This is a genomic window from Caballeronia choica, assembly GCF_001544535.1.
GTDB classification, from domain to species: Bacteria; Pseudomonadota; Gammaproteobacteria; order Burkholderiales; family Burkholderiaceae; genus Caballeronia; species Caballeronia choica.
Genome location: NZ_FCON02000004.1, coordinates 117,211 through 139,548 on the forward strand (window position 1 = coordinate 117,211; position 22,338 = coordinate 139,548).

At 62.9% G+C, this 22,338-nt stretch carries 16 protein-coding genes and 1 pseudogene; 5 read left to right on the forward strand and 12 right to left on the reverse strand.

From position 1 onward, the window contains the following. Window positions 1-166 precede the first annotated feature (166 nt). The 3 genes from gyrB to dnaA form a co-directional block, all read right to left on the reverse strand. A complete protein-coding gene (gyrB, locus tag AWB68_RS03190) occupies window positions 167-2,638 on the reverse strand; it encodes a DNA topoisomerase (ATP-hydrolyzing) subunit B (RefSeq protein ID WP_087642906.1) in 2,472 nt (823 codons plus the stop codon). A gap of 112 nt (window positions 2,639-2,750) precedes the next feature. After that, entirely contained in the window at window positions 2,751-3,854 is a 1,104-nt protein-coding gene (gene dnaN, locus AWB68_RS03195) for a DNA polymerase III subunit beta (RefSeq protein WP_087642907.1), read from the reverse strand. A gap of 246 nt (window positions 3,855-4,100) precedes the next feature. Further along, on the reverse strand, window positions 4,101-5,660 hold the full coding sequence (gene dnaA, locus AWB68_RS03200) for a chromosomal replication initiator protein DnaA (RefSeq protein ID WP_087642908.1): 1,560 nt from the start codon (window positions 5,658-5,660) through the stop codon (window positions 4,101-4,103). A gap of 395 nt (window positions 5,661-6,055) precedes the next feature. On the opposite strand from dnaA, the gene rpmH reads away from it, so the two are divergent. From rpmH to yidC, 4 genes are read left to right on the forward strand one after another with little or no spacing between them, the layout of a single operon-like run. Next, a complete protein-coding gene (rpmH, locus tag AWB68_RS03205; RefSeq protein ID WP_006998755.1) occupies window positions 6,056-6,190 on the forward strand; it encodes a 50S ribosomal protein L34 in 135 nt (44 codons plus the stop codon). A gap of 53 nt (window positions 6,191-6,243) precedes the next feature. Next, window positions 6,244-6,747 (forward strand): ribonuclease P protein component, encoded by a 504-nt coding sequence (gene rnpA / locus AWB68_RS03210; protein ID WP_087642909.1) that lies wholly within the window; start codon window positions 6,244-6,246, stop codon window positions 6,745-6,747. A gap of 58 nt (window positions 6,748-6,805) precedes the next feature. Further along, entirely contained in the window at window positions 6,806-7,105 is a 300-nt protein-coding gene (gene yidD / locus AWB68_RS03215; RefSeq protein ID WP_235028180.1) for a membrane protein insertion efficiency factor YidD, read from the forward strand. Window positions 7,106-7,134: 29 nt separating this feature from the next. Next, entirely contained in the window at window positions 7,135-8,802 is a 1,668-nt protein-coding gene (yidC, locus tag AWB68_RS03220; RefSeq protein WP_087642910.1) for a membrane protein insertase YidC, read from the forward strand. Window positions 8,803-8,839: 37 nt separating this feature from the next. Here the strand turns inward: yidC and AWB68_RS03225 are convergent, their stop codons facing one another. Further along, window positions 8,840-9,184: a hypothetical protein gene (locus tag AWB68_RS03225; protein ID WP_087642911.1), complete on the reverse strand. Its 345-nt coding sequence runs from the start codon at window positions 9,182-9,184 to the stop codon at window positions 8,840-8,842. Between the two features lie 366 nt (window positions 9,185-9,550). Beyond that, complete coding sequence (locus tag AWB68_RS03230) at window positions 9,551-9,967, reverse strand: transcriptional regulator (RefSeq protein WP_087642912.1); 417 nt, start codon at window positions 9,965-9,967, stop codon at window positions 9,551-9,553. 316 nt (window positions 9,968-10,283) lie between these two features. Here AWB68_RS03230 and mnmE point away from each other — a divergent pair, with 316 nt between their 5' ends. Beyond that, window positions 10,284-11,675 (forward strand): tRNA uridine-5-carboxymethylaminomethyl(34) synthesis GTPase MnmE, encoded by a 1,392-nt coding sequence (gene mnmE, locus AWB68_RS03235; RefSeq protein ID WP_087642913.1) that lies wholly within the window; start codon window positions 10,284-10,286, stop codon window positions 11,673-11,675. A 212-nt stretch (window positions 11,676-11,887) separates the two neighbouring features. Here the strand turns inward: mnmE and AWB68_RS03240 are convergent, their stop codons facing one another. The 7 genes and pseudogenes from AWB68_RS03240 to AWB68_RS51305 all read right to left on the reverse strand — a co-directional run. Then, the gene (locus AWB68_RS03240; protein ID WP_087642914.1) at window positions 11,888-12,958 is read right to left on the reverse strand and encodes a GSCFA domain-containing protein; all 1,071 of its coding nucleotides are present in this window, start codon (window positions 12,956-12,958) and stop codon (window positions 11,888-11,890) included. Next, window positions 12,958-13,788: a hypothetical protein gene (locus tag AWB68_RS03245; protein WP_087642915.1), complete on the reverse strand. Its 831-nt coding sequence runs from the start codon at window positions 13,786-13,788 to the stop codon at window positions 12,958-12,960. Before AWB68_RS03245 ends, AWB68_RS03240 begins: the two co-directional genes overlap by 1 nt. Window positions 13,789-13,848: 60 nt before the next feature. Next, window positions 13,849-14,604 carry a DUF4422 domain-containing protein gene (locus AWB68_RS03250; protein ID WP_160109951.1) on the reverse strand — a complete coding sequence of 252 codons (756 nt, stop codon included), beginning with the start codon at window positions 14,602-14,604 and terminating at the stop codon, window positions 13,849-13,851. Window positions 14,605-14,633: 29 nt separating this feature from the next. Next, window positions 14,634-15,734 carry a UDP-galactopyranose mutase gene (gene glf, locus AWB68_RS03255; protein WP_087642917.1) on the reverse strand — a complete coding sequence of 367 codons (1,101 nt, stop codon included), beginning with the start codon at window positions 15,732-15,734 and terminating at the stop codon, window positions 14,634-14,636. Window positions 15,735-15,797: 63 nt separating this feature from the next. Next, window positions 15,798-17,612 (reverse strand): O-linked N-acetylglucosamine transferase, SPINDLY family protein, encoded by a 1,815-nt coding sequence (locus tag AWB68_RS03260; protein ID WP_087642918.1) that lies wholly within the window; start codon window positions 17,610-17,612, stop codon window positions 15,798-15,800. Between the two features lie 377 nt (window positions 17,613-17,989). Beyond that, window positions 17,990-21,676 carry a beta strand repeat-containing protein gene (locus tag AWB68_RS03265; protein WP_327381780.1) on the reverse strand — a complete coding sequence of 1,229 codons (3,687 nt, stop codon included), beginning with the start codon at window positions 21,674-21,676 and terminating at the stop codon, window positions 17,990-17,992. A gap of 33 nt (window positions 21,677-21,709) precedes the next feature. Then, window positions 21,710-21,817: pseudogene (locus AWB68_RS51305) on the reverse strand (hypothetical protein); the annotation flags it as partial. Between the last annotated feature and the right edge of the window lie 521 nt (window positions 21,818-22,338).

Below are 22,338 nucleotides of genomic sequence, written 5' to 3' on the forward strand. Positions count from 1 at the left end.
GGGGTGACGCGAGGCGTTCAGCCGGTTCCGTCACCTTATTTGACGTTTGGAGAGCCGTTATCGGATTCGATACGCGGTGTCTTTTTCGATCGGGAATAAAAAAAGCCAACTGATCGGGAATCAGTTGGCTTTTTGGGAGATAGGGTGGCTAACTCCGACACCTCAATCAAACATCAATATTCCCCGCCCTGAGCGCATTGCTCTCAATGAAAGCCCGCCGCGGCTCCACGTCATCGCCCATCAGCGTGGTAAAGATGCCGTCCGCCGCGATCGCATCCTCGATCTGCACGCGCAGCAACCGGCGCACGGCCGGGTCCATCGTCGTCTCCCACAACTGCGACGGATTCATCTCGCCCAAGCCCTTGTAACGCTGCTTGGTCACGTTCCGCTCGGCATCCGCGATCAGCCACTTCATTGCGCTCTTGAAGTCGGTGACGGCCATCGACCGCTCGCCGCGCTTGATCAACGCGCCCTGTCCGATCAGCCCCTTGAACGTATCGGCGGTAGAAACGAGCTGCTTGTAGTCGGCGGTGAGCTGGAAATCCTCATCGATGACCGAAACCTTCACGTTCCCATGATGCCGGCGCTTGATGTGCAGCGACCGCACCTCGCGCACAGGATCGTATGCGGGCTCGATGGTCACTTCGGGCTTGATCGGGTCCGCGCGCAACGTGGTTTCCAGCGCCTTCGCGGAAGCCGCCGCCGCCTCTTCCGACGACAGGTCCAGCACGATCCCGTCCATCACCGCCTCGAGCGCGCTGACGTCGTAGAAACGGCTGACACGATCGACGACCGCCTGCGCCAGCAGATACGCCCGCGCCAGTTCACCCAGCGCATCGCCGGAAATTGCCGCCGCGCCTTCGCTCGGTGTCAGTTCAGACCCTTGCAGCGCCAGCTTCAGCATGTGCTGGTTGAGTTCGTGCGTGTCCTTCAGATAGCGCTCGTCCTTGCCCGCCTTGAGCTTGTACAGCGGCGGCTGCGCGATGTAGATATACCCGCGCTCGACGATCTCCGGCATCTGGCGATAGAAGAACGTGAGCAGCAGCGTGCGGATGTGCGCGCCGTCGACGTCCGCGTCGGTCATGATGATGATGCGGTGATAGCGCAGCTTCTCGATGTTGTAATCGTCCTTGCCGAAGCCGGTGCCGAGCGCCGTGATCAGCGTCACGATCTGCTCCGACGAAATCAGCTTGTCGAAGCGTGCGCGCTCCACGTTCAGCACCTTGCCGCGCAGCGGCAGAATGGCCTGGAACTTCCGGTCGCGTCCCTGCTTCGCCGACCCGCCCGCCGAGTCGCCCTCGACAATATAAATCTCCGACTTCGCCGGATCCTTCTCCTGGCAATCCGCGAGCTTGCCCGGCAAGCCGCCGCCATCGAGTATGCCCTTGCGGCGCGTCATCTCGCGCGCCTTGCGCGCGGCGTCGCGAGCGCGCGCGGCGTCGATGATCTTGCCGGTGATGATCTTCGCGTCGTTCGGCGTTTCCTGCAGGTAATCCTCGAGCGCCTTCGCGACCACCTCTTCCACCGGCGCGCGCACTTCCGACGACACCAGCTTGTCCTTCGTCTGCGAGCTGAACTTCGGCTCCGGCACCTTGACCGAGAGCACGCACGACAAGCCCTCGCGCATGTCGTCGCCGGTCGTCTCGATCTTCGCCTTCTTCGCGATTTCGTGATCGGTGATGTACTTGTTCATCACGCGCGTCATGGCCGCGCGCAGGCCGGTCAGGTGCGTGCCGCCGTCGCGCTGCGGAATGTTGTTCGTGAAGCACAGCACGTTTTCGTTGTAGCTGTCGTTCCACTGCATCGCCACTTCGACCGTCACGTTGTCCTTCTCGCCGATCGCGTGGAACACGGTCGGGTGCAGGACCTGCTTGGTCTTGTTGATGTAGTCGACGAAGCCCTTCACGCCGCCGATGAACGCGAAATCGTCTTCCTTGCCGGTGCGCTGGTCGGTCAGGCGAATCCGCACGCCGTTATTCAGGAACGACAGTTCGCGCATGCGTTTCGCGAGAATGTCGTAGTGAAACTCGACGTTGCCGAAGATCGTCACGTCGGCCATGAAATGCACTTCGGTGCCGCGATTCTCCGTGTCGCCGACGACCGGCATCGGCGAATACTGAACGCCGTCTTCCTCGATAATCTCGCGGTTCTGCACCACACCCCGACGAAACTCCATGAAGTGCTTCTTGCCATCGCGGCGCACGGTCAGGCGCAACCACTCGGAAAGCCCGTTCACGCACGACACGCCCACGCCGTGCAGCCCGCCCGACACCTTGTAGCTGTTCTGGTCGAACTTGCCGCCCGCGTGCAATTCCGTCATCACGATTTCGGCGGCGCTGCGCTTCGGGTCGTGCTTGTCGTCGCGCTTGAGGCCTGTCGGCACACCGCGGCCGTTATCGGTGACCGTAATGGAGTTGTCGGCGTGAATCGTGACGTGGATGTCGTCGCAATAGCCCGCGAGCGCTTCGTCGATGGAGTTGTCCAGCACTTCGAAAACGAGGTGATGCAAACCGGTGCCATCCGACGTATCGCCGATATACATGCCTGGGCGCTTGCGCACTGCCTCCAGTCCTTCGAGGATCTGGATGGACGAGGCGCCATAGCTATTGTCGGGTTGCGAATTGATGTTTTCAGTCATGAAATTTTCCGGTTCTGCGTTACTGCCGAGTTGCTGCTCGAGACTTTTCGAATCACCTTAAAAACGCCAAAGGGGCGCGCCGCCCCTTGGAATGTTTTTGGTATTGGACGCGTCAGATGCGCATCGGCATCACCACGTATTTGAATTCCTCGTTCTCGGGAATCGTGATCAGCGCGCTGGAATTGGCGTCGCCGAGGCTCACTTGCAGGTTGTCGATCTTCAGGTTCGCGAGCACGTCGAGCAGATACGTGACGTTGAACCCGATATCGACGCTGTCGCCCTGATAGGCGATTTCCAGTTCTTCCTGGGCTTCTTCCTGGTCGGCGTTGGTCGACATGATCTTCAACTGGCCCGGTTCGACGAGGCAGCGCACACCCTTGAACTTGTCGGACGTGAGAATCGCCGCGCGTTGCAGCGAGTGCTGCAATTCGTCGCGGCCGATCAGGAACGTGTTCTTGTGCGACTTGGGAATCACGCGCTGGAAGTCGGGGAACTTGCCCTCCACCAGCTTCGACACCAGTTCGACCTGGCCGAACGTGAACTTCACCTGCGTGGGTGCGATGTCGATCTTGAGGTTGTCGTCGATGTCTTCCAGCAGGCGCTGCAATTCCAGAATCGTCTTGCGCGGGATGATCACTTCCTGGCGGCCGAAGGAACCCTCGATCTTCATCGAAGAGAACGCCAGACGGTGGCCGTCGGTGGCAACCGCCATCAACTGCTCGCCGTCGACGACGAGCAGCATGCCGTTCAGGTAATAACGGATGTCCTGCTGCGCCATCGCGAAATGGACCATGCCGAGCAATTGCCGGAAGGCCTTTTGCGGAACCGACAGGCTCGCGCCGAAGTCAGTAGACTGGTTGACGGTCGGGAACTCGTCGGCGGCGAGCGTCTGGAGCGCGAAACGGCTTTTGCCGGAGCGCACGGTGAGGCGCTTGTCGGAGAGGTCGAGCGCGACTTCGCCCGGCGGCATCGCGCGCAGGATATCGAGCAGCTTGCGGGCGGCGACGGTGGTGGCGACCTGATCGCTGCCCACGCCGAAGTCGGCATGCGTGGTGATCTGGAGTTCGAGGTCGGTCGAGAGGAACGACACATCCGCGCCATTCTTGGTGATCAGCAAATTGGCGAGGATCGGCAACGTATGACGGCGTTCTACGATACCGCTCACGGTTTGCAGCGGCCTTAGAAGATTATCTCGTTCGGTCTTGACCAGTTGCATAGAGTTCCTTCGTTGATGTGACGGCCTGCCCGACGGTCGTGCCACCGTCTTTGCCTTCGGACAGCCTCGTAACACGCGTTGCCGGCCCCCCGCCGGTTGCGCGCGAAAGCTTGGCGCCTGATGCCGCCCGAGGCCCGCGGGCGGTCAAACCCGTATTGTGCCTCAAAACGGAACCGCTCCCTGGAAATGGGGGCATTTTCGTCAATAAACAGAGGCTTGACGCCGCGTTTTCGAGGCGCGTCTTCTTTAGCCCTTCAGCGTCTGTTCGAGCACGTGCAACTCGTGGTTCAACTGCGCGTCGGTGCCGCGCTCGGCGGAGATCTTGCGCACCGCGTGCAACACGGTGGTGTGGTCGCGTCCGCCGAAGAGTTCGCCGATTTCCGGCAGGCTTTTCTGCGTGAGCTCCTTGGCCAGGTACATCGCGATCTGGCGCGGCCGCGCGATGTTCGCCGGACGCTTCTTCGAATACATGTCGGCGACCTTGATGTTGTAGAAGTCCGCCGCCGTCTTCTGGATGTTTTCCACCGAAATCTGCCGATTTTGCACGGTCAGCAGATCCTTCAGCGCTTCCTTCGTCAGTTCGATCGTGATCTCGCGGCCGTGGAACTTCGAAAACGCGAGGATCTTGCGCAGCGCGCCTTCGAGTTCGCGCACGTTCGAACGCAGGTGCTTCGCGACGAAGAAGGCCACGTCCTCCGACAGGCTCACGCCCTCCGACTGCGCCTTGCGCATCAGGATCGCGACGCGCATTTCGAGTTCGGGCGGTTCGATCGCAACCGTCAAGCCGGAATCGAAACGCGAGATCAGGCGGTCGTCGATACCCGAGATCTCCTTCGGATACGTGTCGCTCGTGATGATCACCTGCGCCTTGTTGGCGACGAGCGCCTCGAACGCGTAGAAGAACTCTTCCTGCGTGCGCGACTTGCCGGAGAAGAACTGGATATCGTCGATCAGCAAGAGGTCGAGCGAGTGGTAATAGCGCTTGAAATCGTCGAACGCCTTCCTCTGGTACGCCTTCACCACGTCCGACACGTACTGCTCCGCGTGGATGTAGCGGATGCGCGCGCCGGCCTTGTCCATCAGCAACTGGTTGCCGATCGCGTGGATCAGGTGCGTCTTGCCAAGGCCGACGCCGCCGTACAGGAACAGCGGGTTGTACGAGATGCCGGGGTTGTCGGCAACCTGGATCGCAGCGGCGCGCGCGAGCTGGTTCGCCTTGCCGGTCACGAAGTTGTCGAACGTGAGCACAGGGTTGAGCTTCGAGCGCTCGTACGCGGAATCGTTGTCACCCGCCTGCGACGCGTTGCCGCCCGGGCGCCACGTCCGGCGCGCGGCGGCGGCTTCGTTGGCGTCGAGGCTCGGGAGGTCGAGGTCGGCGTGATCGTCGTGGGTCGCCTGCGCGTGTTGCGCGGCTTCGGCGGCCAGCGCGTTGATGTGCGCGCTTGCGTTGGCGTGATTCACCGGCGCGCCGGCCGGCATGACCGGACGCGGCTGTGGCGCCGGGGAACGCGGCATCGCCGCCGTCGACGGCGCGCCGCCGAGCGCGCTGCGCGCGGTCGCCTTCGGATCGAGGACGAATTGAACGTCGACGGGCGTGTGCCAGAATTCGCGCGCCACGTCGGCGATGCGGCCGGAAAACTGGCTCTTCACCCAGTCGAGCTTGAAGCGGTTGGGCGCGGCGATGCGCAAGGTGCTCGCATCGGCATCGAAGTCGACCAGGGCCAACGGCTTGATCCACGTGACGTACTGCTGCGGCGTTAGTTCTCGCTCCAGCAATGCGGAACAGTGTTGCCAGAAATCGTTCATCGAGTACAGTCGTTATGGTTGCGCCGCAGCCTGCGGCCGCTCTTGTCGCAAATTCGCAACAAGGTCCGGCACGGCCAAGCAAATATGCTCCGGAGGCTTACGCCGCAAGCGTTTGCGGGCGAATTGCGGGCCGAAGCAGCGGGCAGATTCTTGGGATTAAGGCGAGATTCTAACGCCAAATTCGAACGCAGCGCGAGTTATCCACAGGGACACATCAGCACGCCGAAAGCCGCTGAAGGCGGCACGGAAGCGCTTGACAACGCGCCTAAGCTATTGACGGTCAATAGGAAAAGGGTTTAAATAGCGGGTTCCGCGAAACCCGAATTCCTGAACCTCCGGCCATTGCGCTTTCTGCGGATGCCCGCGCGGTCGATTAACACCCAAGTGAGAGCACCATGAAACGTACTTACCAACCTTCCGTGACGCGCCGCAAGCGCACCCATGGCTTCCGCGTCCGTATGAAGACGGCGGGCGGCCGCAAAGTGATCAACGCACGTCGCGCGAAGGGCCGCAAGCGCCTGGCAGTCTAAGGTCGCTTTTGTCGGCATGCACAGGCACACGCCCGCATGCGTGCGAACCCGATATGCGCAGCATCGAAGGCTCCGAAACGGAAACCATTCAGTTGCGAGCGCAGGCCGCGTTCCCCAAGGCCGCAAGGCTACTGAAAACGGATGAATACTCATCCGTTTTTCGTTTGCGGCCCTGGCGACGCTCCCCGCACTTCGTCCTGTATGGCAAGCCGACCGGCAACGAAGCGCGCCTCGGACTCGTCATCGGCAAGAAGCATGCGCCGCGCGCGGTCACGCGGAACCTGATCAAGCGCCTCGCGCGCGAGGCGTTCCGGTTGCGTCGCGCGGAACTCGGCGGGTGGGATATCCTTCTGAGGTTGCACACGAAGATCGACCGCAAGGCGATGCCGAGCGCGAAATCGCCGCCGCTCAGGACTTTGTGCCGCGACGAGATCGACATGCTGCTCGACCGGGCGGTGCGCGAAGCGGCGCGCCGAACGGCAATGGCGCCGCCTGCGGCGCCGGCGGATGCAGCGCCGTCGAACCTCGACGATTCACCCAGGCCCTCCGGGCAATGATGCGCAGGCGGTATCCGGTTCACCGTCGCGGACCGGAAGAAACCAAGGCGCGAAGCTTATGCAAACGGCACTGATCGCGTTGTTGCGCTTTTACAAGCTTGCTGTGAGCCCCCTGCTCGGCAACCGCTGCCGCTTTTTCCCTTCCTGTTCCGACTACGCGCGCGAAGCAATCCAGTATCATGGCGCCGCGCACGGCACGTATCTCGCAGCGAAACGTCTGTGCCGCTGTCATCCGTTCTCGGCTGGGGGGATCGACCTGGTCCCGCCACCGTCGCCGGCTTCACGACGCGATGCCGAGCCGGTCTGCCAGCCGGCGGGCGAATCCGCTTCAGAAGAATTCACTACCAAACGGCGCTAAAGCGCTTTTCGATCGACACTGAGACACGCATGGATATCAAACGTACCGTCCTATGGGTCATCTTCTTCATGTCGGCTGTCATGCTGTTCGACAACTGGCAACGTGACCATGGGCGCCCGTCGATGTTCTTCCCGAACGCCGTCCCGACCAAGACGGCCGGCACCGCCGCTCCGGGAACCACGACGCCGGGCACGCAGGCCGCCGACCTGCCCGCAACCAGCGGCGCCGCCGCCACCGCGCCAGGCACGGCGACGCCGCCGGCAACCGCTGCCGCGCAGCTCGTCAAGTTCTCGACGGACGTCTATTCCGGCGAAATCGACACGCGCGGCGGCACGCTCTCGAAGCTCTCGCTCGTGAAGGAAGGCGACGGCAAGCAGCCCGATCTCTACATCACGCTCTTCGATCACACCCCGACGCACACGTATCTCGCGCGCACGGGCCTGCTCGGCGGCGATTTCCCGAACCATAACGACGTCTTCACGCCGGTTCCCGGCCAGACTTCGCTGTCGGGCGATGCCAAGACGCTGTCGATCGCGTTCCAATCGCCGGTGAAGGGCGGCGTGAAGGTCGTGAAAACCTACACGTTCACGCGCGGCAGCTACGTCATCAACGTCGACACGAAGATCGAGAACGTCGGCACGGCGCCGGTCACGCCGAAGCTCTATATGGAACTCGTGCGCGACAACACGCCGGTCGAGACGCCGCGCTTCTCGCACACGTTCATCGGGCCGGCTGTCTATACCGAGCAGCATCACTTCCAGAAAATCGATTTCAGCGACATCGACAAGAACAAGGCGACCTTCGAGCCTTCCGCCGACAACGGCTGGATCGCGATGGTGCAGCATTACTTCGCGTCGGCGTGGATTCCGCAGCAGGGCGTGAAGCGCGACATCTACGTGCAGAAGATCGATCCACAGTTGTATCGCGTGGGCGTGCAGCAGCCGGTACAGACGATTGCGCCGGGACAGAGCGTCGACGTGCAGGCGCGTCTGTTCGCCGGTCCGGAAGAAGAGCGCATGCTCGAAGGCATCGCGCCGGGGCTCGAACTGGTGAAGGACTACGGCATGGTGACGATCATCGCCAAGCCGCTCTTCTGGCTGCTCGAAAAGATTCACAGCTATGTGGGTAACTGGGGCTGGTCGATTGTTCTCCTGACGCTGTTGATCAAGGCCGTGTTCTTCCCGCTTTCGGCGGCGAGCTACAAGTCGATGGCGCGCATGAAGGCAATCACGCCGCGCATGCAGCAATTGCGCGAACGCTTCAAGAGCGATCCGCAGAAAATGAATGCCGCGTTGATGGAGCTTTATAAAACCGAGAAGGTGAATCCGTTCGGCGGATGCTTGCCGGTCGTGGTGCAGATTCCGGTGTTTATTTCGCTTTATTGGGTGCTGTTGTCGTCGGTGGAAATGCGCGGTGCGCCGTGGATCGGCTGGATTCACGATTTGTCGCAGCAAGACCCGTACTTTATTCTGCCGGTGCTGATGGCCGTTTCGATGTTCCTGCAGACGAAGCTCAACCCGACGCCGCCGGACCCGGTTCAGGCAAAGATGATGATGTTCATGCCGATCGCTTTTTCGGTCATGTTCTTCTTCTTCCCGGCCGGGCTGGTGCTGTATTACGTGGTGAATAACGTGCTGTCGATTGCGCAGCAGTATTACATCACGCGAATGATGGGGGGGAAGAAGGCGGCGGCTTGATGCTGGTTGTATTTGAACTCTGAAAAACGCCTCGAATTTATTCGGGGCGTTTTTTGTTCAACATCTCGTGAATCAAAATGTTGATCTGATTGAGCATAATTTTGATTGGGCCTTTTTCCTCGACCGCAAGCATTTCAAGCTCGGGATTGATACGCAATGAGGCCGGAAGGTCAATATAGTTCGAGATGGCTTCTCTAGCCACCGGATCGGATGCCTCGGCGTTACGCCGCCTTACGGTGTGCTCGAGATAGTACCAATCCTCGTGTAGGAACGACGCCAGTTGAGAACGATGTCGCTTCAGGGGGAGCGTGCGCCCAGCGAGCCAGTTAGCCGCCGTTCTTTCCGTGAGGATAGGGGCTCCGACGTAGTCATTGAACCCCATTTTTAAAATGCGCGGGCCTTTCCAAAATTAATTCGAACTTCCCTGCTCTCTTTCGAGTTGCATTTATTCCGGGTGCACGCCTCCTGATGGCGTCGAGAAGATTGTCCCTGAAATCGGGATATTTGATGTTTGAGTTCATACCGTTCATCTTCGGCGAGAACGCCGAACTAATGTGGAAATGAGGTTTGTCAAACTACCAACCGTATTTCCATCCAATCTCAAATATCCGCCCGATTCCCGCCCCGTGCTGTCTTGGACCATTAGGCATATCTCGTTAAAATCCCTTTAAAGATAATTCTCATCCGTTTGGGCTAAATGAACCTGGTCGTGCATAAGGCTGCCCCGCTGAACACGAGAAGATAATCTTCACCGCTTCCCCGCCCCGTAAAACTGATCGATCAACTCCTCCAGCAAATACCGATGATGCGGCGACAGCGCCTCGATTTTCGAAGCCAGTTCCAGCGTTTCCTCCGACGCCGGATATTGCTCATCACGAGCGAGTGGTTTTGGCACTGTCTGCGGGGTTCCGCTAGGTGGCGGACCATAGTGGAGCCAATGCTGATCGACCTTGAACCATTCCGATAGCGTCTGCAATTTATCGACGGTGGGAATAGATCGCGCCGTGAGCCATTTGTGCGCCGTCTGAGGCGAGACGGGCTCGCCGTGATAGCGCAGGTTGAAGTGCAACGCGAGGTCAGTCGCGCCCCGCATCTTCTCGGTTGCGCGGGTCATGGAGAATTTGAGGCGATCCGAGAAATCGGCCTTTTCTTTTGCGGTTGGCATGGTCGCGATTGTGCGAGGCAAACGGCGGTGGCTAGTCAACCGCCTACGCTAGATTTTGCGAACACCCTAGTCACTTTATCGCGCATAAGACAATCTTCTGATAAATCGTCATGCCGCATGCGCGGCCTACAGAACGCTCTGTTGCAATGGCAATGGATCTCAACAACCAAGCCATTCTCCCGAAATTCTCAAACCCCAGCGTATCTCAACTAAGATAAACAAGAAAGTTCTTACGCTCGCCGAGGCCCGAAGTCCGCAAAAACCATCGCGATACAATGCGGACACCTTCAAATCCAAGCCTTCAACCCCGCCGACCATGCCCAACAACGACTCCGATCCGATCGTCGCCATTGCCACCGCGCCGGGGCGCGGCGGGATCGGCGTGGTGCGGCTGTCGTTCGGCCGCGCGGGCGAAGCGGCGGCGGCCCACGCGATGCACGCCCTCTGCGGCCAGCTTCTCGTCGCGCGCCACGCGAGCTACGCGCCCTTCATCGACGGCAACGGCGAGGCGCTCGACCGCGGCATCGCGCTGTACTTTCCCGCCCCGCACTCGTACACCGGCGAACACGTGCTCGAACTTCAGGGGCACGGCGGCCCAATCGTCCTGCAACTGGTGTTGCAACGGGCGATCGAAGCTGGCCGCGAATTCGGCCTGCGGCTTGCCGAGCCCGGCGAATTCACGCGCCGCGCGTTCCTCAACGACAAGCTCGACCTCGCGCAGGCGGAGGCCGTCGCCGATCTGATCGAGGCCAGCACCGAGGCTGCAGCCCGCTCGGCGGGCCGTTCGCTCGACGGCGCGTTTTCGCGCGAGATTCACGCGCTCGTCGAGGACGTGATCACGCTGCGGATGCTGGTCGAGGCGACGCTCGATTTCCCCGAAGAAGAGATCGACTTCCTCGAGGCTGCCGACGCCCGCGGCAAGCTCGCGCGCATCCGCGAGCGTCTGGTGAAGGTGCTCGCCGACGCGCGCCAGGGCGCGTTGCTGCGCGAGGGATTGTCGGTGGTGCTCGCGGGACAGCCGAACGTCGGGAAGTCGTCGCTGCTCAACGCGCTCGCCGGCGCGGAACTGGCGATCGTCACGCCGATTGCCGGCACGACCCGCGACAAGGTCACGCAGACGATCCAGATCGAAGGCATTCCGCTGCATGTCATCGATACGGCCGGCCTTCGGGAGACCGAGGATGAAGTCGAGCGGATCGGCATCGAGCGGACTTGGGGCGAGATCGAACGCGCCGACGTGGTGTTGCATCTGCTCGATGCACGCGTGGGCGGCACGCCCGAGGACGTCGTGATCGCCGCGCGATTTCCGGCGGGCGTGCCGGTCGTGCGTGTGTCGAACAAGGCGGATCTCGCGGGCGTGGCGGCGTCGGTCACACAAGCCGACGGCGATAGCGCGCGGGAGGTGAGGTTGTCGGCCAAGACGGGCGATGGCATCGCGTTGTTGCGCGATGAGTTGCTGAAGATCGCCGGCTGGCAGGCGGGCGCGGAGAGCGTTTATCTGGCTCGCGAGCGGCATTTGATCGCGCTGCGCACGGCCGAGGAGCATCTGGCGCTCGCTGCGGATCACGCGGAGCAGAACTCGCAGGCTCTCGACCTCTTCGCCGAGGAATTGCGCCTTGCGCAGGACGCGCTCAACTCGATTACGGGTGAGTTCACGTCCGATGATCTGCTCGGCGTGATTTTCAGCCGGTTTTGTATTGGGAAGTAGGCGGTCGCCGAAGCGACGCCAGCGGATGACAAGACAGCACGCAGAACTGCTTTATTTGCTGGAGCCAGACCATTTCGGCGAATTCACCAAAATGGTCCTTCCTGGATCGGGAGCGAGGCGCGGAATCTCCGATTCCACGCATCCCGTACGAAACATACCGGCGGCCGAGATTTCCCCTGTCACCGCGCACGCCAAGCCAGGCCAAAACCACCTCACGGCGCCGAATTAAACAGCTCATCACATTCCGGCAGCGGTGCTTCAACCCTCGGCGCCACCGCGACCGCATTCTCCGCTCCAGCGACCACCGGAACCTCACCACGCCCCGTCTGCGGCTCGATCCCATAGAAACTGGACAGAAAGCAGCGCATCACATGCGCGACCCCGCGCTCGGTGACTTCGCGCAAATCCGACGCGAGGTATTGCCCGAACGACGCCGGATGACTGACGATCTCATACGAAGGAAAATACGCCACGTGGTCGTGTTTCGCTTCGACTTCCCCAGCCGCCGCGCGCAACACCGCCTTCGAGTAAGCCGACGCTACAAGCACGTTATGACCGGTGCGCGTCGCCACGAGCGGAACCGGCGACACCGTCAAAATCAATTTCAGGCGGGGATTCACCCGACCCAATTCCCCAATCAGCCGATCCAAATCCGCCACCACCTCGGCATGCGTGAAATTCCGGAAATGATGGATCTCAGGATCGTACGTCCCGCGCACCGTCCCCGGACACGCCGGATACGTGTGGCCCGCCGCCGAATTGAACCAGCACTCGGTCAACCCAAGCGTGAAAACGAAGACGTCGGCGGTCTCGAACATCGCCCTGACCCGTTCGAGGTGGTAAGCGCGATCCGCCTGGGCTTCGTGCCGGCTCGCATACCCTTCCTTCTGCACATTCGGCCGCAGCAAATCGAACCAGCGGCCCTCATGTTCAGCGAAATCCTCGATCATCGGAATGATGCCGAACGCCTGCTCGAACAGTTCCACGCCATGCCGCACGGTGTAGATGTTGCCGTAGCGCGCGGAGAAAACGCCATAGCTCTCGACATTGCCGCCGTGCTCGATCATCAGCGGATGCGCCGGTTCGGCGACGTACGGCGGCAATCCCGCCCGCTGCATATACCGCGTAATGTGCTGCGCGAAGCAACTGCCGGCGGTGGCCACGCGATCATCGACATGCAGCCTGAACTTCGGCTCGTCGTTCAGTTGCAGGGCGAACCAGGGCGAATCCGACACGAACTTCTTCCAGAAGCTTCGCGCGGGCAACTTCGAGTAAGGATGCATCAGTGCACTCCTGCGGGTAACAACTCGTTCATCTGCGCCGCCACGAGACGGCCGTACAGCGCGTTGCCGTGCACGCCGTCGCGCGCGTATTCGGGAAGCAGCAGTCCGTCCGCGCCGATGGTCTCGGGCGGCGGCATCACCGATTCGATCCCGAGCGGCTGCACGGCTTCCATCAGCGCTTTCGCGTACAGCAGGTAGTACTTGAGCCGCACCGCATCGTGATCGCGCGCGGCGACCGGGTCGTCTTCCACGGCGATGTCTTCCGGATCGCCACTGATCCCCGTGCGCGCCGGCGGCGGACAGACTACGTTGACGACTCGAAGCGTCGGGCAACAAGCGCGTATCGCCATGAAATTGGCAATCGCCTTCGCCAGGTAATGCGCGACTTCGCGCTCGATCACGTCGAGCGCGATCACCTGCCGGTGCGGCCGGATCGGCAGGTCGGGACGCCACGGAATGTCGAAGTCGTGCCGCGCTTCATGCTGGCGGCGCCCCATGTAGATGTGCTCCTCGCCATACATGAACGTGAAGAGCGTGCTCTGTCCGTCTTGCTGATCGATCGATTCGAGCAGCTTGCGAAAGCCGGGCGCCATGCCGACGACCGTCGGTTCGAGCCGCACCGCCGGCACCATGCCCCAGTGCGGGCCGATCTGCCGGATGTAGATGCTGGCGGTCTTCACACTCTGCGGAAGGACATCCGTTTTCGTAGCCCAGTCGACGAACGACGGTTCCGCGCTGCCGTTGATCTTGGCGCGCTGCGCGGCAAATCCGTCTTCGCTGATCGCATCGAGAACCGGCTCGAGATGGCTCATGCCGAGCATGTAGATCATCTGGAAAAGATCCTGTGTCAGGTTTTATCGTGCAGGCTCCCGTCTCGGAAGCCGTGCCCGTCAAGAAAGATGAATCAGCGGCACTTCGAAGCTGCGCAGCCGGCGAATCTGCAGCCAGAAGCCGAGAAAGCGCTCGGCGAGAAAGCCCGGATAGCGGTTGTTGTAGCCGTCGTACGGATGACCGATCTGTTTGAAAATCGGATCGATGATCGCGAACAGCTCCGAACAGTATTCGTTGAAGAGCGCGCGCCGCATCACGAAGACGTTGCAGATGGAGCAGAGCGGCGTGAGCCTGAGCACGTCGATCTCGTGCCGATGATCCGGGTAACGCGCCTCGAGCGCCGCGACGAACGCGTCCCAAGGCTCGCGCGGATGATGATGCAGATAGTGTTCCTCGATCGACCGCTCCGAGGCTGTCTTCTTCGGCACGATCACGTCGCACACGCCGAGAATGCGCCTGATGCGTTCAAGCTGCGCGTCGTGCGTCAGATAACCGATCGTGACCTCGTCGCTCTTCAGCCCGACGGTGATGCCCGGCTGCCAGGTTCCGTCGATCACGTAGTTCAGGTAGCGGCGGTAGTGATAGAAGCCGACCACGTCCGCGTCGGAGTGTTTCCAGACCCAGTAGTGCGCGGTCAGTTCGCTGAAGTACGGGTTCAGCGCGGAGATGTTGTCGCCGTCGCTGTCGCTCAGGAGCCGCGTGTTGCGGTAGCCGTTCACGCCGAGCGGCTGGATCCAGCCGCAATCCGGATTGTAGGGAAACGTCTTGTGGAAGGTCTGGTAGATCCTGACCGTCGGGGTGTCGTGTTCGTTCATGTGCATGATGCCTGGCCTGTTCGCGGTCTTTAGCCGCGCACGTTGTCACAGAAGGCGAGCGCCGCGCCCACCACCTGATGCATGTCGTAATAGCGGTATTCGCCGAGCCGTCCGCCGAAGTGAACGCGTGGCGAGAGCGGGTCGGCGTCATCGCGATAGCGTGTGAACAGCGCTTCGCTGTCTTCGTTCCTCACCGGGTAGTACTCGATGTCGCCCTTCGTCCACGCCTGCGGATACTCGTGCGTCACCAGCGTGACCGGCTCCTTCAGGTTCATGTCGAAGTGCTTGTGTTCGAGGATGCGGGTGAACGGAACGGATGCATCGGTGTAGTTGACGACCGCATTGCCCTGGAAGTCGTTGGTTTCGACGAGCGTCCGTTCGAAACGCAGCGACCGGTATTCGAGCACGCCGTACCGGTAGTCGAAGAATGCGTCGATGGGTCCCGTGTAGATGACGAGATCGGCGCCCTGCATCCAGCCAGCGCGGTCCGCATGAAAATCGACACCGGTCTCGACCGACGCCCCGTCGAGCATCTTCTCGATGATCGCCGTATAGCCGCCCACCGGAATGCCCTGATAGCGGTCGTTGAAGTAGTTGTCGTCGAAGGTGAGACGCACGGGCAGGCGCTTGACGGCGTCGGCCGGCAGTTCCCGCGGATGCCGTCCCCATTGCTTCAGCGTGTAGCCCTCGATGAAGAGCCGGTACAGCGTCGGGCCGATCACGGAGCAGCAGTATTCCTCCATGTTCGCGGGCGCGTCGTTCGGCACGATATCGGCGGCGAGGCGTTCGCGGGCGGCTTCCGGGGTGCGCACGCCGAACACCTGATAAAGCGTGAACAGATTGATCGGAAAGCTGTAGAGCGCGTCGTCTTGAGAGACCTTCACGCGATTCACGTAGTGGTTGAACTCGGCGAACCGGTTCATGTAGTCCCAGATGCGCTTCGAGTTCGTATGGAAGATATGCGCGCCATAGACGTGCTCGTGGCAACCGGCCTCGGGCACGTAGCGCGTGAAGATATTGCCGCCGATATGGTCGCGCTTTTCGATCACGCGGCATGCGTGGCCTTCGCGCATGAGTTCATGCGCGCAAACGGCCCCGTACAACCCTGCGCCGACGATTAGAACCTGCATGAATGACTGTTCCTTCCAAAGAATGCGAACGTGCGGATACCGCACCGCGGACAGCGGCGATGTTCACGCGCTCGCGCGAACCAGACGCTTGAAGTGCTTTTCGAGATTGCGGGTAAAGCGCGGCGTATCGAAGAGCGCGCCGTCTTCACGCACCTGCGCGAGATGATCGCGAAGGCGCTTGCAGTCCTCCGGAGCGTTGGCGAGCGCAACCGCCTTCTCTTCGTATTCGCTTAGATCCTGCGTGATCAGTTCGTCGAGGTCCGCTGCCGTGAGCAACGCGCCGGCCATGCGCGACGCGAACGTGCGGCCCGAGCACGTCAGCACCGGCAGCGACATCCATAGCGCGTCGTTGGCCGTGGTGCCCGCATTGAACGGGAACGTGTCGAGGAACAGGTCCGCGGCGCCATAGCGGGCCAGGTAATTCTCCGGTGCCGCGCGCCCGGAGAACACGAGCCGTTCCGCGTCGACGCCGTGCTTCGACGCCTCTTGCCGCAAGTTGGCCTCGGCCCACGGGTTATCCGACAGCAGCCAGAGCACGCTGCCCGGCACGCGCTTCAGGATGCTCATCCACGTCGCGAACATTTCCGGCGTGAACTTGTAGTTGTTGTTGAACGAGCAGAACACGAATGCATCACGCGGCAGGCCGCAGATCTCGCGCGACGGCACCGGCGCATTCACGCGCTTGCGGTCGCTGACCTGATAGACGTCCGGCATGTAAAGCGGCTTCTCGGTGTAGTACTTCGCCGATGCCTTGGGAATCAGGAAGCGATCGCCGATCACATAGTCGATGAAGGGCAGCCCGGTGGTCGCCGGCAAGCCGAGATAGGTGATCTGGATCGGCGCGGGCCGGTAGGCGAGCAGGTTGGGGCGCGCACCGAGCGTCTGGCCGTGCAGGTCGACGAGAATGTCGATTTCGTGGTCGCGAATCAGTTGCGCCGCCGCTTCGTCGCTCAGTTCGTGGATGCGCTCGAAGTGGTCCATCGCGCCGACGATGCGCGCCCGCAGCGCCGAGCCGTCCTCGCGCGACCAGCAGTAGCCGTAGACCTCGAAATGCTTGCGGTCGTGCAACTCGAAAAGCTCGGCAGTCAGCATGCTCACCGGATGCAGGCAGAAATCCGACGACAGATACGCGATGCGGATCTTCTTGTGCCCATAACCCTTCGACGCGGCGAGCGTCGGCACATCCGTTCTGAGCTTGTTGGCGACGAAGTGCTTGGCGGCGGCGAGTTGCGCTTCGGGGTCGCCCGACAGCGCGATCATCGCGAGTGCGGATGTCGACTTGCGCATCAGCTCGGGATCGACACCGTCGATGTCCGCATACACCGGCCACACGCATTGCTTCGCGCGCAGGAAGACCCAGTGATGCAGCACGTCCGGCTGGTTCGGCTCCATGCGCAGGCTCTCGGTGAGACGGGCGAGCGCCTGGGCGTACTGCTGCTGCGCTTCGAGAACGCGTCCGAGGCCGTTCAGCGCGAGCAGGCGGATCGCCCGTTCGTCGGGATTGTCGGCGGACGTATGGTCGGCGACCCAGGTCCATTCGGCGACGGCCGCGTCGGGCTGACCGAGCCGGTCGTACACCGAGCCGAGGTTGAAGCGCGGCTGGACGAACGTCGGCGACAGCGCGATGGCCTGGAGATACGCGTTTTTCGCGCCTTCGAGTTCGCCGACGTTCGACAACGCCGCGCCCAGGTTGAAGTACGCGAAATGATTGAAGGCCGTCTGATTGCGCGAGAGCCACGTCTGATACAACACGGCGGCCAGTTCGTATTGCTGAGCCGCTTCGAGCTGGCTCGCGCTGTTCAGCAGGTCGTTGATGCTGAGCTTCTGTTGCCAGGCCAGCAGCACGTGTGAAGCAAATCCGGATTCCGAAGACGACATGACTTGACTCTGAGATTTCGTGGACTGATCGGGCCAGCCGAAGCGCGCGGCATGGAACGCCCGAATGTTGCAATGAGCTTACCGGGATCGCGTAAAAGCAAAACGGCGAACAGCGCCCGTTTTGGGGCGGTAATCGCGGGTGTCGGAGGACGTGGGGAACGCGGCGCGGCCGGTGCGGCGGGCCATGCGAAAAAAGGGCGCTTTCCTGAGCCGGCTTCCGATGAATCCAGAGCCGGCGCAGGAGAGCGCCCTTGAAAAGAGTGTCGAGCTAGCAAAAGCAACAACAAAAACAAAAGCCGCCCCGCCGGATGCTCCGGCAAGGCGGCTTTCGCATGCTTCGTCGTCCGGGCCGCCTTGCGACGGCCCGCGTCGTGCCGTTACAGCGTCAGGTACTGCACCTGCTGAGTCGACATCGCCTGGACCTGCGTGGACGTCAGCGCGGCCACCTGCGCCGACGTGAAGGCGGAGACCTGACCGGTGCTCAGGCTCTGCACCTGCGCGGTCGTGAGCGAGGCGACCTGCGAGGTCGTCATCGCCGCCACCTGCTGCGTCGACAGTGCGCCCACCTGAGTCGTGGTCAGCGCCGCCAGATCGGCCGTTTCAAGCGCGGCCACCTGGCGCGTGCTCATCGCGTGGATCTGGGCCGTCGTCAGGCCGCTCTGCACCTGCGAAGTCGTCAACGCCGCCACCTGCGTGTAGCTCATCGCCGCGACCTGGCCGGTCGTGAGGCTCGAAACCTGCGCGCTCGTCAGCGATGCCACCTGGTTCGTCTTCAGCGCGGCGACATCGGCGCTCGACAGCGCGCTCACGCTCGATGTCGTCAGCGCCGCCAGCGCGGCCGTCGTCAACGCCGCCGTTTCGGTGGCCGTCAGCGCGGCAGCCTGCGCGCTGGTCAGCACGCCGGCTTGCGCCGTGGTCAGCGCCGCGATCTGGCTCGTCTTCAGCGCGGCGATGTCCTTGGTGGAAATCGCGGCCGTCTGCGCCGTGGTGAGCGCGCCCAACTGAGCGGTCGTGAGCCCCGCTGCCTGCGCCGTCGTCAACGACGAGACTTGCGACGTCGTCAACCCGTTCTGCACCTGCGCGGTCGTCAGCGCGGCGACCTGCTGGTACGACATGGCCGCCAACTGGCCGGTCGTGAGGTTCTGCAACTCGTTCGTCGTCAGCGCGGCGACCTGGTTGGTGTTCAACGCAGCGACGTCGGCCGTCGACAGCGCACCGATCTGGCCGGTGCTGAATGCCGACACCTGCGCCGTCGTCAGCGACGAGGCCTGCGCCGCCGTCAGCGCGCCCACCTGGGCGGTCGTCAGGCTCTGAATCTGCGTCGACGAAAGCGCCGCAACCTGATTCGTCTTCAACGCGGCGATGTCGGCCGTCGACAGCGAGCTGAGTTGCGCCGTGCTGAGCGCGGCGACCTGCGCCGTGCTCAGGCCCGACAACTGCGCGGTGCTCATCGCGCCCAACTGCGCGGTCGTCAGGCCGGCTTGCACCTGCGCCGTGGTCAGCGCCGAAACCTGCGTCGCCGACAGTGCCGCGATCTGGCCGGTCGTCAGGTTCGCGACCTGCGCCGTCGTCAGCGCGGCGACCTGGTTGGTCTTCAGCGCGGCGATGTCCTTCGTGGCGATCGCGGTGGTCTGCGCGGTGCTCAGCGCGGACACCTGGGCCGTCGTCAGTCCGCTCGCCTGCGCCGTCGTGAGCGCGCCGACCTGCGCGGTCGTCAGGCCGCCCTGCACCTGCGACGTCGACAGTGCGGCAACCTGCGTCGCCGTCAATGCCGCGACCTGGCCGGTCGTCATGTTGGCGACCTGCGCCGTCGACAGCGCCGCGAGCTGGTTCGTCTTCAGCGCCGCGACGTCAGCCGTCGACAGCGAGCCGATCTGGTTCGTGCCAAGTGCAGCGACTTGCGCCGTCGACAGCGAAGAGGCTTGCGTCGCGGTGAGCGCGCCCACCTGGCCGGTCGTCAGAGCCTGGATCTGCGTGTTCGACAGCGCGCCAAGCTGGCTCGTCTTCAGCGCGGCAACGTCGGCCGTCGACAGCGCGCTCAGTTGCGCCGTGCTGAGCGCGGCGACTTGCGCCGTGCTCATGCCCGACACCTGCGCGGTCGTCAGCGCGCCGAGTTGCGTCGTCGTCAGGCCGTTCTGCACCTGTGCCGTCGTGAGCGCCGAGACCTGCGACGCCGTCAGCGCGGCCACCTGGCCGGTCGTCAGGTTCGCGACCTGTGCCGTCGTGAGCGCGGCGATCTGGTTCGTCTTCAGCGCGGCGATGTCCTTCGTCGACAACTGGCCGACCTGCGCGGTCGAGAGCGCCGCGACATCGGCGGTCGAGAGTGCGGCGACTTGCGAGGTCGTGAGCGCGCCGATTTCGGCCGTCGTCAGGCCCTGCTGCGTCTGCGCCGTCGTCAGCGCCCCGACCTGCGCGGTGGTCAGCGCGGCGAGCTGGCCGGTCGTCAGGCTCGATACCTGTGCCGTCGTCAGCGCGGCAATCTGGTTCGTCTTCAGCGCGGCGACATCAGCCGTCGACAGGGCCGTGATCTGGCCCGTGCTCAGCGCGACCAGTTGCGCCGTCGACAGGGAACTGGCTTGCGTCGCCGTGAGCGCCGCGACCTGGCCGGTCGTCAGCCCTTGAACCTGCGACGACGACAGCGCGGCGAGCTGGCTGGTCTTGAGCGCGGCGATGTCCTTCGTGGCGATCGCGGCGGTCTGCGCCGTGGTGAGCGCCGAGACCTGGGCGGTCGTGAGTCCGGCGGCCTGCGCCGTCGTCAGCGCGGCGACCTGATCGGTCGTCAGGCCGCTTTGCACCTGCGACGTCGTGAGCGCCGCAACCTGCGTCGCGCTCAACGCGGCGACCTGGCCGGTCGTCATGTTCGCGACCTGCGCCGTCGTCAGTGCGGCGACCTGGCTCGTCGTCAGCGCGGCGATGTCCTTCGTCGACAACTGGCCGACCTGCGCGGTCGACAACGCCGCGACATCGGCGGTCGAGAGTGCGGCCAGTTGCGTGGTCGTCAGCGAGCCGATCTCGGCTGTCGTCAGGCCCTGCGTCTGGGCCGTCGTCAGCGCGCCCACTTGCGCGGTGGTCAACGCGGCCAGTTGGCCGGTCGTCAGGCTCGACACTTGTGCCGTCGTCAGCGCGGCGATCTGGCTCGTCTTCAGCGCAGCGACGTCAGCCGTCGACAGCGCGGTGATCTGCCCCGTGCCCAGCGCGACCAGTTGCGCCGTCGACAGGGAACTGGCTTGCGTCGCGGTCAGCGCGGCGACCTGGCCGGTCGTCAGCCCTTGGACCTGCGACGACGACAGCGCGGCGATCTGGCTCGTCTTCAGCGCGGCGATGTCCTTCGTGGCGATCGCGGCGGTTTGCGCGGTGGTCAGCGCGGTCAATTGCGACGTGCTCAGCCCGGCGGCTTGCGCCGTCGTGAGCGCGCCGACTTGCGCGGTCGTCAGGCCGCCCTGCACTTGCGCCGTCGTCAGTGCGCCAACCTGCGTCACCGTCAGCGACGCGATCTGGCCCGTCGTCAGGTTCGCGATCTGCGCGGTGGTCAGCGCGGCAACCTGGTTCGTCTTCAACGCCGCGACGTCGGCCGTCGACAGTGCGCCGACCTGGTTCGTGCCGAACGCGGCGACTTGCGCCGTGGTCAGCGCGCCGGCTTGCGCCGCCGTGAGCGCGGCGACCTGGCCGGTCGTCAGGCTGGCAACCTGCGCGGTCGTCAGCGCGGCAACCTGGCTCGTCTTGAGCGCGGCGATGTCCTTGGTCGACAGCGAGCTTACCTGCGCGGTCGTCAGCGCGGCGATGTCGGCGGTCGACAGCGCGCCGATCTGGCCCGTGCTCAACGCGCCGAGCTGATCGGTCGTCAGCCCGCCCTGCACTTGCGACGCCGTCAGCGAGCCGACTTGCGTGTACGACATGGCAGCCAACTGTCCGGTCGACAGGTTCTGCAACTGCGAGGTCGTGAGCGCGGCAATCTGGTTCGTCTTCAGCGCAGCGATGTCCGCCGAGGACAGCGCGCCGAGTTGCGAGGAATTGAGAATGGCAATCGCCGCCGTGCTGAGCGTGACGATGTCCGAGGTTGCCATCGCGCCGATCTGGTCGGACCGCATGGCGGAAATCTGCGTGGTGCTCAACGACTGGATGTCCGACGTTGACAGCTGCCGGATCTGTGATGTCGACAATGCGGCGATTTGCGCCGTTGACATTGACGATACGATTGACGTCATGCTTTACCCCTTACGTGAATCTATTGTTTTGTCTCGCCCGCATCGCTAGGAATCGCCGCCGTCTTTGATGGCCGATTTGGGAGTTGGGTACCCTCAATTGGTCATCGGCGGGTGGGCTGGGAACTTGAGGAAGGCGTTACAAAATAGTTTCAGACGGCCGTCCGGGAGGGCCGGGGAGTAAGCCGGATGGCGGATTTGAAGGGCGGGGCGGCGACAGGGATTGGTCGCGCGGGGAATTGCGGATTGTGTCGTGCCGGGACGGTCGGGATCGGCAGCCCGACGGGGGCGTTGCGTAAGATGGGGGCGCTGAAGTCTTTCAGGTCCGCATGGATGTAAGACCGCGTGGGTTCATCGACGCGCACCTCTGACAAGTCTTGGTCACGGGCGGTCAACCGGCATTTGGCTGGAAACGAATTCGCGCGCACAGCAGTGCGACGACCGCCGCGCACGATGCCGCGACCTCCGGCGCGCCCAGATTTCGCCGACGCTTATCAGCGTTCGAAGAACTCGACGGCACAACG